Origin of the sequence: Roseofilum reptotaenium CS-1145, from assembly GCF_028330985.1 — a bacterium.
Lineage (GTDB): Bacteria > Cyanobacteriota > Cyanobacteriia > Cyanobacteriales > Desertifilaceae > Roseofilum > Roseofilum reptotaenium.
This window is the reverse complement of sequence record NZ_JAQMUE010000057.1, coordinates 23,285-35,997: the sequence shown is the minus strand read 5'-3', so window position 1 is coordinate 35,997 and position 12,713 is coordinate 23,285. Positions and strand designations below refer to the sequence as shown.

At 42.6% G+C, this 12,713-nt stretch carries 13 protein-coding genes and 1 pseudogene; 8 read left to right on the top strand and 6 right to left on the bottom strand.

Going from position 1 to position 12,713, the window contains the following annotated elements; all coding sequences use genetic code 11:
• The 4 genes from PN466_RS09660 to PN466_RS09645 all read left to right on the top strand — a co-directional run.
• A partial coding sequence (locus PN466_RS09660) for a tetratricopeptide repeat protein (protein ID WP_271939103.1) occupies window positions 1-960 on the top strand: 960 nt, incomplete at its 5' end.
• A 250-nt stretch (window positions 961-1,210) separates the two neighbouring features.
• Window positions 1,211-2,617 (top strand): cytochrome ubiquinol oxidase subunit I, encoded by a 1,407-nt coding sequence (locus PN466_RS09655; RefSeq protein ID WP_271939100.1) that lies wholly within the window; start codon window positions 1,211-1,213, stop codon window positions 2,615-2,617.
• Window positions 2,618-2,651: 34 nt separating this feature from the next.
• Window positions 2,652-3,665, top strand: a complete 1,014-nt coding sequence (gene cydB, locus PN466_RS09650; RefSeq protein WP_271939099.1) for a cytochrome d ubiquinol oxidase subunit II — start codon at window positions 2,652-2,654, stop codon at window positions 3,663-3,665.
• A gap of 164 nt (window positions 3,666-3,829) precedes the next feature.
• On the top strand, window positions 3,830-4,519 hold the full coding sequence (locus tag PN466_RS09645) for a DUF3318 domain-containing protein (RefSeq protein WP_271939097.1): 690 nt from the start codon (window positions 3,830-3,832) through the stop codon (window positions 4,517-4,519).
• 208 nt (window positions 4,520-4,727) lie between these two features.
• Here PN466_RS09645 and PN466_RS26285 read toward each other — a convergent pair whose 3' ends face one another.
• The gene (locus PN466_RS26285; protein ID WP_390889986.1) at window positions 4,728-4,805 is read right to left on the bottom strand and encodes a hypothetical protein; all 78 of its coding nucleotides are present in this window, start codon (window positions 4,803-4,805) and stop codon (window positions 4,728-4,730) included.
• Between the two features lie 133 nt (window positions 4,806-4,938).
• Entirely contained in the window at window positions 4,939-6,342 is a 1,404-nt protein-coding gene (fumC, locus tag PN466_RS09635; protein ID WP_313898568.1) for a class II fumarate hydratase, read from the bottom strand.
• A gap of 107 nt (window positions 6,343-6,449) precedes the next feature.
• Between fumC and PN466_RS25630 the strand changes: the two are divergent.
• From PN466_RS25630 to PN466_RS09620, 3 genes and pseudogenes are all read left to right on the top strand, one after another.
• A pseudogene (locus tag PN466_RS25630) lies at window positions 6,450-6,830 on the top strand (four helix bundle protein).
• A gap of 61 nt (window positions 6,831-6,891) precedes the next feature.
• Window positions 6,892-7,527, top strand: coding sequence for a Uma2 family endonuclease (locus tag PN466_RS09625; protein ID WP_271939094.1), 636 nt, complete (start codon window positions 6,892-6,894; stop codon window positions 7,525-7,527).
• A 199-nt stretch (window positions 7,528-7,726) separates the two neighbouring features.
• The gene (locus PN466_RS09620; protein WP_271939092.1) at window positions 7,727-8,128 is read left to right on the top strand and encodes a hypothetical protein; all 402 of its coding nucleotides are present in this window, start codon (window positions 7,727-7,729) and stop codon (window positions 8,126-8,128) included.
• Window positions 8,129-8,246: 118 nt separating this feature from the next.
• Here PN466_RS09620 and PN466_RS09615 read toward each other — a convergent pair whose 3' ends face one another.
• Complete coding sequence (locus PN466_RS09615; RefSeq protein ID WP_271939090.1) at window positions 8,247-9,128, bottom strand: DMT family transporter; 882 nt, start codon at window positions 9,126-9,128, stop codon at window positions 8,247-8,249.
• 150 nt (window positions 9,129-9,278) lie between these two features.
• Window positions 9,279-10,133: a methylated-DNA--[protein]-cysteine S-methyltransferase gene (locus tag PN466_RS09610; protein WP_271939088.1), complete on the bottom strand. Its 855-nt coding sequence runs from the start codon at window positions 10,131-10,133 to the stop codon at window positions 9,279-9,281.
• 218 nt (window positions 10,134-10,351) lie between these two features.
• Between PN466_RS09610 and PN466_RS09605 the strand changes: the two genes are divergently transcribed.
• The gene (locus PN466_RS09605) at window positions 10,352-11,893 is read left to right on the top strand and encodes a GIY-YIG nuclease family protein (RefSeq protein WP_271939085.1); all 1,542 of its coding nucleotides are present in this window, start codon (window positions 10,352-10,354) and stop codon (window positions 11,891-11,893) included.
• Between the two features lie 18 nt (window positions 11,894-11,911).
• Here PN466_RS09605 and PN466_RS09600 read toward each other — a convergent pair whose 3' ends face one another.
• Together PN466_RS09600 and PN466_RS09595 are read right to left on the bottom strand one after the other, a co-directional pair.
• On the bottom strand, window positions 11,912-12,196 hold the full coding sequence (locus PN466_RS09600) for a hypothetical protein (protein ID WP_271939084.1): 285 nt from the start codon (window positions 12,194-12,196) through the stop codon (window positions 11,912-11,914).
• Between the two features lie 35 nt (window positions 12,197-12,231).
• Window positions 12,232-12,675, bottom strand: a complete 444-nt coding sequence (locus PN466_RS09595; RefSeq protein ID WP_271939083.1) for a GNAT family N-acetyltransferase — start codon at window positions 12,673-12,675, stop codon at window positions 12,232-12,234.
• Window positions 12,676-12,713: the final 38 nt, after the last annotated feature.

Here is a 12,713-nt window from a genome sequence, read left to right as displayed (position 1 = left end):
GAAACGCCTGTACCAGAACCAGTAAGTGAAACTCCACCAGAAACGCCTGTACCAGAACCGGTGAGTGAAGCTCCACCAGAAGCCCCTGTACCAGAATCAGTAAGTGAAGCTCCACCAGAAGCCCCTGTACCAGAATCAGTAAGTGAAACTCCACCAGAAACGCCTGTACCAGAATCAGTAAGTGAAACTCCACCAGAAACGCCTGTACCAGAACCGGTGAGTGAAACTCCATCAGAAGTAGCTACTTCCATAGAAGACTATATTCGACAACAACCGGTGATTAACCTCGCCTACACTGCCCATGGAAAACAATGGACAGAAACCGTGAGCCTGAATGAATTGCTGGAAAAACTAACTGAAATGCCCAATTTGATGGGGCAATTTTCCCAGCAAGTGGGTATCAATAGTCAAAATCCTGAAGAAATTGTAGAAGCGATTTATCAGCAACTTTATCAAATTTATCAACAACATCAAGCCAATGGCACAGTTGATGAAGCGACTATTTTGTTTAACCAAGGGATGCAACAAGCAAAAGGGGGACAATATGCCAATGCGATCGCCACTTGGGATCGCGCTCTAAGTCAGGAACCCGGACTTTACAAAGCCTGGTTAAATCGGGGTAACGCTTTAGTGATGTTACGGCAACCCCAAGCTGCGATAGAATCCTATGAAAAAGCCTTAGAGCTACAACCGGGACTGTATGAAGCCTGGGGGAATAAGGGGGTTGCACTGCTGAACTTAGGCAAATATGGAGAAGCGATCGCGGCTTTTGATGAAGCCCTGAAGCTCAAATCCGATTATCATGAAGCCTGGGATAATCGTGGATTGGCCTTACGGGAACTGGGTCAAATTGAAGAAGCGATCGAATCCTTTGATCGAGCCATTTCTATTAACTCCAACGATCCATCTGCCTTAAAACATCAAGTTGAAACCCTGAAAATGCGCGGATCTCAAGGATAAATCGGATCTCTTGGATCTTGGGTTCAGGCGATCGCCCCATGCCCCTAGGTCGTAAGCAAGGACACTTTCTATTGCGATTTGTGCCTATTGCCTATTGCCTAAAACCATAATCTAACTGTCCTAACCAACTCTTTCTCTGCTATAGGAGATTCTGTAAATTTTATTAAAGTGTTACTCTAATCCCTTGCCCAAATTCCGAACTATCCGTTATACCAAAAGAGACAAAATTTACTGAACATGCAGGTAGTTCATGGATTGGCTCTCAGATACGGTAACGCTTTCACGCATTCAATTTGCCTTAACTGCAATTTTTCATATGCTCTGGCCCGTTCTGACGACAGGCATGGGTATTTTCCTGGTTATCCTGGAAGGTCTATGGCTGAAAACTGGCAATCCAGACTATTATCGTCATTGCCGATTTTGGGCTAAGATTTACGTCCTCAACTTTGGGATTGGAGTTGCTTCTGGACTGCCCATGGCCTTTCAGTTTGGCATGAACTGGGCCCCGTTTTCCGAAGCGGTGGGCGACTTTTTTGGCACAGTACTCGGTTTTGAAGGAACGATGGCCTTTATGCTCGAAGCCAGTTTCCTCGGTATCATGCTGTTTGGTTGGAACAGAGTTCCCTCGGTTATTCACTATATCTCTACGATTTTAGTAGCCTTTGGAGCCAACTTATCTACGTTCTGGATTTTATCGGCTAATTCTTGGTTACAAACTCCCGCAGGTGGGGAATTTATCGATGGCAAGTTTGTGGTTCACGACTTTTTTGCCGCTATTGCTAACCCGTTTATGGTTAACAGTTTCCTACATATGTTTTTCGCTACGTTGGAAACGTCGCTATTTGTGATTGGTGGCATTAGTGCGTGGTATTTGATTAATGGTCGCAATGTTGCCTTTTTTAGCAAATCCCTGAAAATCATTTTAGCAGTGGTGATCGCCGTTGCTCCCTTACAAATCTTTATCGGTCACCTGAGTGCCGAACAAGTCTATCACCATCAGCCCACCAAACTCGCTGCCATGGAAGCTCAATGGGAAACCATTCCCGCAGGAGAAACTGCCGGATGGAGTATGGTAGCGCTTCCTAATGCAGAAACACAAGCGAATGATTGGGAAGTTAAGTTTCCCTATGCTCTGAGCTATCTATTGGAGCTAAAACCCCAACTCACAGAACCAGTTTACGGACTCAAAGAATGGCCCGATGAAGACCGTCCCCATATGGTGGGATTAGTGTATTATTCTTTCCGCATTATGATTGCGATCGGGTTATTCTTAGCCGCTTTAGCCGCAATAACTGTCCTGCAATGGCTTAGAGGTCAACTTGCAGAAGCGAAAATTACCGCCCAAAAATGGCTGTTGCGAGGCTGGATTTTTGCTGCTCCCTTGGGCTATCTTGCTGTAGAAACGGGCTGGATCGTGCGCTGTGTAGGACGACAACCCTGGACCGTTTACGGCGAAATTCGTACGGTAGATGCGGCTTCTCATCTGCCTCCCGGAGAAATCCTCACCTCTCTGGTGGGAATTACCAGTATTTACATCTTTTTCCTGGGATCTGCTCTGTATTTTGGCTCTCGTATTATTCGCAAAGGCCCCAATTTAGAGATTCCTTTACCCAGCAATACTTCAATTAAGGACGACCAGTTAACGGTCACCAGTTAGCACTCTTTTTCCTATTCCCCATTCCCTATTGATTATGGAATCTCTAGAATATTTTCTTCCTCAACTGTGGTTTTTCATTCTGGGACTTTTTCTGTTCCTCTATGTTCTGTTAGATGGCTTCGATCTGGGGGTCGGGATTCTTTCGATTACCTCATCTTCTGAAGAAAGGCGATCGCTCCTGATGACCAGTTTAGGTAATGTGTGGGATGCGAACGAAACCTGGTTAGTTCTCATGGGAGGTTCCCTATTTGGAGCCTTTCCCCTCGCCTATGGAACGGTCTTAAATGCCCTCTATCTCCCGGCTGTGATCATGGTGGTTGGCTTGCTATTCCGGGCCGTTTCCTTTGAATTTCGGGAAAATTCAGAACGCAAGTTTTTCTGGAATTATGCCTTTGGTATCGGTAGTTTCCTGGCTGCCCTCGGCCAAGGATTTGCCCTAGGAACGGTGTTTGAAGGCATTAACGTGGATGCAGCCGGACATTTTATTGGCGGCCCTTTTGACTGGTTAACTTGGCGATCGGTCTTAGTTGCCTTAACCCTAATTCAAGGCTATGTTTTGATTGGCTCCACCTATCTGATCATGAAAACCACAGGAGAGCTACAACAAACCCATTTCAAAACCGCTAAAATTGCCACGTTGACCACATTCTTAGGTGCGGTGTTCATTACGATTAGCACCCCTATCTTCTATGATTCTGTACGCTCTCGGCTCTTTGAACCGCCTCAAGTTTACCTCTTTTCCCTCATCCCGGTAGCTTGTATTTTGTTGGTCTTCTTGCTTTACCGTAGTCTCCAACAAGAAAGGGAGTTCACTCCATTGTTATGGACAGTCTTGCTATTCTTTTCCTCTTTTCTGGGCTTAGGATTCTTGATTTTCCCTTACATTATTCCTCCGAGCATTACCATTTACCAAGCTGCCTCGGACACTAGCTCATTGGTGTTTATGATCATCTTTGTGGGCTTCCTGATTCCAATTCTCTTAGCCTACACGCTTTATAACTACGTGGTCTTTCGAGGGAAAATTACCACAGAATCCTACGGGGAGTAGGAAGATGGGGAAGATGGGGAGACACGGAAATAGCTTGCTCCCTATTGCCTATTGCCTATTTCCTGTTCCCCATTCCCCGTTCCCCATTCCCCATTCAGTCATCGTCCAAGATATACTCAACATAAGACGATCTACTTGTTTTGTCAGATTCTAGGGCAAGCGATATGAAATCCTATGCAACCTCCTCTGCGAGAGCAGAAATGAATGAACTGCGCCGCTTAAAAGGCTTATTACCGCCAGAACTGCAAAGTTGGGTGATCGTAGAGGTGGCAACAGAAATGAACCCTCCCCTAGTGCGATCCGAAGAAATTGGCAATGATGAAGTTGAAATTCAAATTGATTTAGCTAAATGGGATCAACTGGCGATCGACCAACGAAATTTGCTCTTTTGGCATGAAGTGGGGCGGATTCAGAATGATACGATTCCTAAAGATGGTTGGGAAATGGCCGCTCTAGCCATTGGTTTAGGGGGAGCTGTGGGAGAGCTTTGGGTACAAGATGGCTTGTTGCTCCTCTTGGCACTGGCGTTATGTGGCGTTTCCGGTTATCGTCTCTATCAGAAAAATAACCCAGAGAAGACCCTACAGGAATCGATTCAAGCGGATGAAAAGGCGATCGCCTTGGCAACTCGCTTTGGCTATACGCTACCCAATGCCTACAAGAGTCTGGGCAGTGCCTTGAAGATCTTAATTGAACAAAACCCGAAAAAACGCCAACGCAGCCGCTATGAAGCCCGTTTGCAAGCTCTGAAGCGCAGTGCATCGAAGGCAAAAGCCAGAGCCAAGGGGAAAACTGATGCTCCCTTTTCCGCGGAACCGGAAGCTGATTATCGTTCGGAAAATATCTTTGGTTGAGTCTCAGGGGTAAGGAATGAGTGAGGATTAAGGAGTAATGGCTACTCTCTGTTTCTCCCTGTCTCCCCATTACCCTTTTTCACCTCTAGCAATGATATATTAACGGTCTTTGCGGCGAGATCGCCGTTGGGGCGATCTCGCTACCAAACGTTTGGATTTGATGCTCTAAGTTGCGATCTCTCTCTGCTTGGTCGATTTCTACTATGCCTCATAATCCATCGGTTAAAGAACAGTCCGTTTGATTGCGCTGAATCCAGATTGTTCCAGAGCGAATTTCTAAGTGAATCAGACAATTAACTTTAACTCATACCTTTGAACCACTAATTTGGGTAAATCTCGCCAGAAAAATGACTCATGAGCTACAGAAGGAATAGCTAAATACAGCGATCGCCATTTCTAGAGTGGGCATAACTTAGAACCTACTGGGGATAAACCATTTTTTCGGCAACGACAATGCGATCGAATTCTTCAGCAGAAATATAGCCTAATTCTAAACAGGCTTGCTTTAAGGTTAAGTCTTTTTCTAGGGCATAATGGGCAACCTTAGCTGCCTTATCATAACCGATCGCCGGACTCAGTGCGGTTACCAACATTAAAGACTCGTTCAAATACGTATTGATTTGTTTCTGGTTCGCTTGCAGTCCATCCAATAGGAAATCGGTAAAATTATTGCAGGTATCACCCAATAAGGTCATCGATTCCAATAGATTAAAGATCATCATCGGCTTGAAAACATTTAGTTCAAAATGTCCTTGGGAGCCAGCAATACTAATAGCGGTATCATAACCAATGACCTGAGCTGCGACCATGGTCATCGCCTCGCACTGCGTGGGATTTACCTTTCCTGGCATAATCGAAGATCCCGGCTCATTTTCGGGTAGAATTAACTCTCCTAAACCACAGCGCGGACCGCTGCCTAAAAAGCGAATATCATTGGCAATTTTCATCAATGAACAAGCTAAGGTTTTTAACGCCCCACTGGTCATAACAATGGCATCGTGAGCCGCAATTGCGGCGAATTTATTCGGTGCAGAAATGAAGGGATATCCGGTTAAATGGTGAATTTTTCGTGCCACCATTTGAGCAAAGCCTTTCGGTGCGTTTAACCCCGTGCCGACGGCGGTTCCTCCCAGTGCTAATTCATACAAATCTGGTAGGGTTTGTTCGATGCGCTTCAAGTCTGCGGTCAATTGGACACCATAACCCGAGAACTCTTGACCGAGGGTGAGGGGAACGGCATCTTGGAGATGGGTGCGGCCAATTTTGACAATATCGGCAAACGCTTCTGATTTCTGTTGCAGAGCATCCCGCATTTTGGTCACTTTGGGAATCAGATGCTGATGGAGCGCCAAAACTGCGGCAATATGCATGGCAGTGGGAAAAGTATCATTAGAGGACTGGGACATATTGACATGATCGTTGGGATGGATAGGGGTTTTGCTGCCCAATTTTCCGCCTGCAAAGGCGATCGCCCGATTAGCAATCACCTCATTGACGTTCATGTTGCACTGCGTGCCACTTCCGGTCATCCACACGCGCAGGGGAAAATGATCGTTAAGCTTACCGACAATAATTTCATCGGCTGCTTGGGTAATTAATTTTGCTTTCTCTTCCGGGAGTTTATTGAGTTCCTGATTGGTGATGGCGGCGGCTTTTTTCAAGATGGCAAATGCCACAATCACCTCTTGAGGGATAAAATTATGACCAATCGAGAAATATTTGAGCGATCGCTGAGTCTGCGCTCCCCAGTAGCGATCGTTCTGTACCTCAATTTCCCCCATACTATCGGTTTCAATCCGGGTCTTGGCAGCTTCTTGCATCATATCCTGGTTTCTCCATCTCCCAATATCTTAGATTGTAGAGTGGGTTGGGAAGGGAGGGAAGAGGGGGAGGATGGGGAAGATAGAATAGAGAGAGTTGATGGGGAGTTATGGAACGAGAGAAAACATTGATTAAGACTCATGAAGATTTAGGGGTTTATCAGTTAGAATTTGATGCAGCAATGCAAATTTTTGTCTATTCTAAAACATTTCCTGTTGAAGAATGATATTCATTAACTGACCCAATTCGTCCCTCTTCTCGTTCAGTCTGTGCTAACTTGGTAGAAGCTTGGAGAAAAAGAAGATATCAAGCCGCTTTTGTCGCTCAACTCAATGACTGTGAAGCAGAAGCGGCTGAAATTCAAGTCTGGTTAAAGTTTTCGGTTCAATGTCAATATCTGAATGTAGAACAAGGACAAGAACTCTATAAAATGTATAATCCAATCTTGAGTAGATTAATGAACCTGATGAACCATCCCGATGATGGGTGACTTAATTAGCTTTTTACTCGATGAAATTCTGACCATAAATTATAAAGCAAACTATTAAATTATGCTGGCATTGAAATTTAATACCCTATTTCCTCAACCTCCCTTATCTCACCCGGATTCAGAAGACCGCTATTTGACCAATCGCGCTACTTGGGAATACTATGAAACCTTACTCAATATCATTGGAGATAATGGCGGTTATCGCGTCACGTATTTAGATGGAGTTTTAGAAATTATGTCGACTTCTCGCCGCCATGAAACAGACAAAACTCGTATTGGCGATCTACTATTGCTCTACTTTCTAGAAGCCGATATCGAATATTTTCCCTTTGGCTCCACCACCCTGAAACAAGAGGAGCAACGAGCGGGATTAGAAGCAGATGAAGGGTACTGTTTTGGCACAGATAAGGATGTTCCCGATTTAGCCATTGAAGTGGTGGTTACCAGTGGTGGAATTCCTAAATTAGAAATCTATCGACGGTTGCAAGTACCTGAAGTCTGGTTTTGGCAAAATAGCAATTTTTCAGTCTATCGTTTGCGCTCCAATCTCCCGGAAGAATTGGAATATAATTATGGTTATGAGCGAATTGAAAATAGTGAGTTACTACCAGACATTAATCTCATCTTTTTAGCAGAATGTGTGAATAATCCCCAGCCTTTAGCCGCAGCTAAGATGTGGAGAAATTATTGGCGATAAGGATATTGTTACAAATTTTTTCCGGGTAAAGGATTGAAGAGTTCGTTAGCGATCGCTGTTCCGATTAGGATCAATGCACAACTTAACAGTATGGATGGCGTAATGGTTTATTTGAGGATCAGAATCCTCCAAATTTAAATAGTTTTAGTCTATATTTAGTGAGGCAAGCAATCAATTTGTAAAAGATAAGAGAAAATCAATGTTATTTAAATTTGATGCTAGTGTTTGTGATTTTAATCTAAATGTTCCATATGCTCTATTTGTCGATGAGAGAATTATTAATCCTGAAGAAAGCCACTATTTTTCAATAGAAAGATGTCTTGAAATGACAGAGGAAATCTTTCCAGACTTGAAGCATGTCTATATTGAGTTGGACGATCAATCTTGGGCAGAATATGGAGGATTTAAGTCAATTAATTTGAATCGAAATCAATTCACAATTTATCTCGATCAATCAAGAGAAGAGCCTAATATTGATATAAATTACAAGGCAATTAAAATTAATTTTGAATGTAATGATTACAAATTCAAGGAATTATGTGAAATCTTACAAAAAATCATGGAAGGTCATGAAGATAAGTTGAATTTCACTGGACTATAAGTAGATAACAGTTATTTACTCTAACAGGGATATTAGTGAAACAAAGCAATGGATCAGGTCAGTAAGGCAGTAAGGATCATGCGATAAAACTCCGTTTCGCTCCGCGATAATGATATTTTTACGATTTTTTTCCGGGTAAAGGATTGAAGAGTTCGTTGGCGATCGCTGTTCCGATGAGGATTAATGCACAACCTAACACCATGGATGGCGTAATAGCTTCTTTGAGGATTAGAGTCCCCCAAATCATGGCAAACACTGGAATTAAATAGGTTACCGTCAAAGCCTTGGTTGCCCCGACATTCTGAATCAGTCGAAAATAGAGAATAGAAGCGATCGCGGTTGAAAAGAGGGCTAATGCCAGTACAGAGAGCCAAATCTCCAATGCTGGAACCTGTTTGGGGACAGTAAAAGGTAAGGCGGGTAGCAGGAACAGAGCGGCGCTCAGTTGGCTCATGATGGCAATGACTAAGGGAGGAACATCAGATAATTGTTGTTTCGTATAAGGAGCTGCGATCGCATACATCACCGGAGCTAACAAACCGATACCTACAGCTAAAACAAACGAAGGCGTAGCATCAAAGGCTTTCCATCCGACCAAAATACTGACTCCAATCCATCCAAAAAAGAACCCTATGATGCGATTTAGACTGAGTTTTTCCTGAAACCAGACAACAGCAATAAAGATGCCAAATAATGGCGAAGTTGCATTCAAGATTGATGTAAATCCGGCAGGCAGAAAGACAGAGGCAAAAGCCAGACATAAATAAGGCAAAGCGGAATTCAGACAACCGACGACTGATAAAGGAATGATTTTACGGCGCACCTCAGACCAAAGATTAAGGCGAATTAACAGGGGTAGTAAGGCTAAACCGGCTAATAAAACACGCAATTCAATTAACCAAACGGGGCCAAAAACAGGCGCTCCGATTCGCATAAACAGAAAAGATCCTCCCCATAATGCAGCTAAAAGGAACAATTGAATTACATCTAAAACTCTCATTGTACTCTCCTGATCTGTTCTGGAAGTTCTTGATTTACAGTGCTTTTCGATGTTATTAGGTACAATCGAACTTTTCATGCTAAAGTGCATTCCCCTGAAAAGGCTTAAAAATGGGCACTATAGCCTGAAAAACTGTTTTCCTATTACCTATTACCTATTACCGCGCGAAGCGCTATAGCTGGCTTCCCAACCCATCATGGCGCTCTTGCGCTCTAATCCCCAGCGATAACCCCCCAATTCTCCTGATTGTCGAATGACGCGATGACAGGGAATTAAATAAGAAATGGGATTTTTACCGATCGCATTGGCTACCGCTCTAACTGCTGTTGGACGACCGATTGTATTGGCAATGGTTTGATAACTGGTTATCTGGGCAAAGGGAATATTCAATAGCGCTCGCCACACTTGAATTTGAAAGTTAGTGCCTTTAACTAAGAGAGCTAAGGGTTGTTGGGCATGGTTCAAAGGTTCTGAGTGAAAAATTTGTTGAAATAGGGGTTCAGTCGCATCTTTATCTCGGATAATTTCAGAATTTGGCCAAGATTTTCGTAATATCTGTTCTGCTTGTTTTCGTTCGGTTTCCGCTAAAAAATATAGATTACAAACGCCACGAGGAGTGGTGGCAATTAGAGATAAACTAAACTGAGTGGGATAAAAATCGTATGCAATGTGCAAACCGGCTCCACCGGCTTTGAATTCTCCAGGAGACATAGCTTCTAAGGTTACAAATAAGTCGTGCAATCGTCCGGGGCTGGATAAACCGATATCTGAGGTTAAATCGAGTAAGTTTTTAGACTGCTGAATTTGTGATTTTGCATATTCAACGGTTAGATACTGCAAAAACCGTTTTGGGCTAATGCCTGCCCATTGAGTAAATAGTCGTTGAAAGTGATATTTACTGAGTCCAATATGTTGAGCGACACGGGCTAAATCGGGTTGATTTAAGTGATGTTGACGCATAAAGGCGATCGCCTCAGCAATACGAGTATAATCTTCATTCTGCATAGAGACTGACTCTTTTGAATGCCTATCTGTTACTCTACCGAGGGTTAACTGTGATCGCCACCCGTTTCTTGCGGAACTCTTCACAGGGTTAGAATCGCCCAAAATTGATTGAGTAGAATTAATCAGGAGTTTGACTTGTTTGTAGGGGGCGATCGCCCATTTCTACCGTTCCGCAGATTTAGGTATAATAAGGTATAAACTTAGTTGTACTTAAGGGTATGAAAGGCGATCGCAATCTTCTCCAACTCCCCCACATCCCCCTACAAACCAAAGAGTTACTTCCAGAGTCCTCCGGGATCTATTACGTTTTGGATGAAACCCAGAAGGTATGGTACATTGGCCAAGCCAAAAACATCTGTAAACGCTGGAAAGGTAAAACCCATCATCGCATCGATCAACTTGAAGCGCAGAAGAAAACACAATTTACCATTTACTATGAGTTGGTGAGTAAAGATAAACTTGATGAAGTAGAAAAGCAGCGCATTGCAAAATATCATCCTCACTTAAACGAGAGTCCAGTCAAATCCAAAAAAGTATTACCCACCGAAACCCTCTTACGAGAAACCCTAGTCGCTATTTCCGATTTTGCCTTCATCCTTGGTATTGAACCTCCCCGCAAAGATATTGTCGATTCAGATTATGATTATTGGTGGTTTCACAAGAAGTTATTATCCCTGGATATCATTCACATTTCTATAGATATAACTGCCTTCAAAGAAAAATATAATTTCAGTCTTGGGGATGGAAAAGAAAACCCCTTGATCAAGGCATCATTGAATTCTCGTAAAACCTATAGTTCCAATTGGGAATCAGTCCGTTATATCGATGTCTATCGTTTATATGTCAATGGCTACGCAATAGAACTGCATGTGTATGATTATTTCTACTATCAAGAAAAAACACAAGAAATTCGCAAATATCATGATGCTAAGTTAGCGGGAATATCCATAAAAGCGGTAACCCCTGAATCCTTAAGTCAAATGCAGTCAGAAACTGATAGACAATACTTTCATAGTCGCTTATTTCAGAGAATGAGACCTTATGATGCGGATTTGATCGGAATTTTGTTTAATGACCCCATTGATGAAGATAAAATCAAAAACAAAATAACCACCATACGTGAAGATTATAAAACAGGTAAGCGAGGCTATGGCAGCCGCTCCAAAAAGTCAGGTACTACAACGGTAAAAGATCTGTTGCACAAACGACATATCGACCCACAAAAATATAGTAACGAGGGTGCATTTCGCTTTCTTCGTGGCACTGATAAAATTGGCTTGTTTGTCAAAAGCTTTTCCACTGATTTAAAAAGACCTTACAAGCATGAGAAATATCAATGGTATAACGACCCCGAAGATGTATGGCATGAACGTGACCTCTACAATAGTGCATCTGGATATATCGATTATCAAAAAATAGAGGCTAATTCATGCAAGTTTGAAACGCTGTATCTTCTAGCCAGCGTTGACCGTCAATCATGGCTATTAGTCGAAGAATATCTACAGGATTTTGCCTCTGTCAATCGCTTGGATAATGGAGTCGGGTATATCACTAAATTTCATATCTCTCCCCGTAAATGGTTAGTGCCTGCGAAAGTGAATATCAAAATCCTAGAAGTCGGTTCTGGTTTTGGTATCCCCTTTGGCCCCAGTGATGAATTTCCCACCTTTGAAGCAGCCAAAGAAGAAATTAAGCGTCGTTTGCAAGCCTCGGACTTACCCGAAATGAAGTTAACCTTTCAGCGAGAAAAGGTAACTTAAGACAGTGTATCTACAGGATTAGGTCGATAATTCTCGAATTTTCATTGATTCAACTTCATTCGTTTTTGAGTTGATTGTAAATATCTTATAGACTCGTTCATATTGCCAGTTATCGGCAACGGGCAATAGGGGATTCTGCTTTATCTTAGTTGGGCGGGTATATCCCAAAGTAATCAGCCATTTATCTTCAGAAAACTCGACTTCTTCGAGTTGCAAGTCTTCAATCCCTTCCCCTAACTGAGGTAAGAGTTTTTCAAAGTAAAGTCGCGCTTGACTTACTGCTTGTTCAACCTGTAGTACCATAAATGATTAACCTGTAAATTGCTTTCAAGATTATGCTAGAGTATTTTCGTCATCAAAAAACGGTGATGACGTTGATATCCAACTCGGTGATAAAGACGTTGTGCATCAGGATTTTCAAAATCAACTTCTAGATGAACGGCTTGTATTCCTAACTCTTGACAGGTCTTTTCTACAAATGATAGAGTTTGAGTCCCAATCCCCTGTTGACGGTACTGGGATCTGAGATAAAATTCATCGATAAACGCATCTCTTCCTCTGAATTCCAAACTATAACCCCAAGCTACAATAACATAGCCAATGATTTCATCATCTTGTTGAATCAGGAAAAGTTCTCCTAAAGATGAATCGCTGATTAACTGTTCTAAAGCTTGAGCATCTAGTTTTTCATCAAAATCCAGTTTCTCACTGTGATGAAATTCTTGAACCAGTTGTAAAATGATCTCTAAATCAGTTAGCTCTGCCGGTCTATAATTAATCATGATGATGCGCTTCCTCTGAAATTCAACTGTTTATGAGT

Bases quoted from the DNA above. Each gene is read 5' to 3' on its own strand.
- PN466_RS09605 (WP_271939085.1), top strand. From the start codon at position 10,352: ATGAAAGGCGATCGCAATCTTCTCCAACTCCCCCACATCCCCCTACAA.
- PN466_RS09610 (WP_271939088.1), bottom strand. From the start codon at position 10,133: ATGCAGAATGAAGATTATACTCGTATTGCTGAGGCGATCGCCTTTATG.
- cydB (WP_271939099.1), top strand. From the start codon at position 2,652: ATGGAATCTCTAGAATATTTTCTTCCTCAACTGTGGTTTTTCATTCTG.
- fumC (WP_313898568.1), bottom strand. From the start codon at position 6,342: ATGATGCAAGAAGCTGCCAAGACCCGGATTGAAACCGATAGTATGGGG.
- PN466_RS09615 (WP_271939090.1), bottom strand. From the start codon at position 9,128: ATGAGAGTTTTAGATGTAATTCAATTGTTCCTTTTAGCTGCATTATGG.
- PN466_RS09655 (WP_271939100.1), top strand. From the start codon at position 1,211: ATGGATTGGCTCTCAGATACGGTAACGCTTTCACGCATTCAATTTGCC.
- PN466_RS09625 (WP_271939094.1), top strand. From the start codon at position 6,892: ATGCTGGCATTGAAATTTAATACCCTATTTCCTCAACCTCCCTTATCT.
- PN466_RS09645 (WP_271939097.1), top strand. From the start codon at position 3,830: ATGAAATCCTATGCAACCTCCTCTGCGAGAGCAGAAATGAATGAACTG.
- PN466_RS09600 (WP_271939084.1), bottom strand. From the start codon at position 12,196: ATGGTACTACAGGTTGAACAAGCAGTAAGTCAAGCGCGACTTTACTTT.
- PN466_RS09595 (WP_271939083.1), bottom strand. From the start codon at position 12,675: ATGATTAATTATAGACCGGCAGAGCTAACTGATTTAGAGATCATTTTA.
- PN466_RS09620 (WP_271939092.1), top strand. From the start codon at position 7,727: ATGTTATTTAAATTTGATGCTAGTGTTTGTGATTTTAATCTAAATGTT.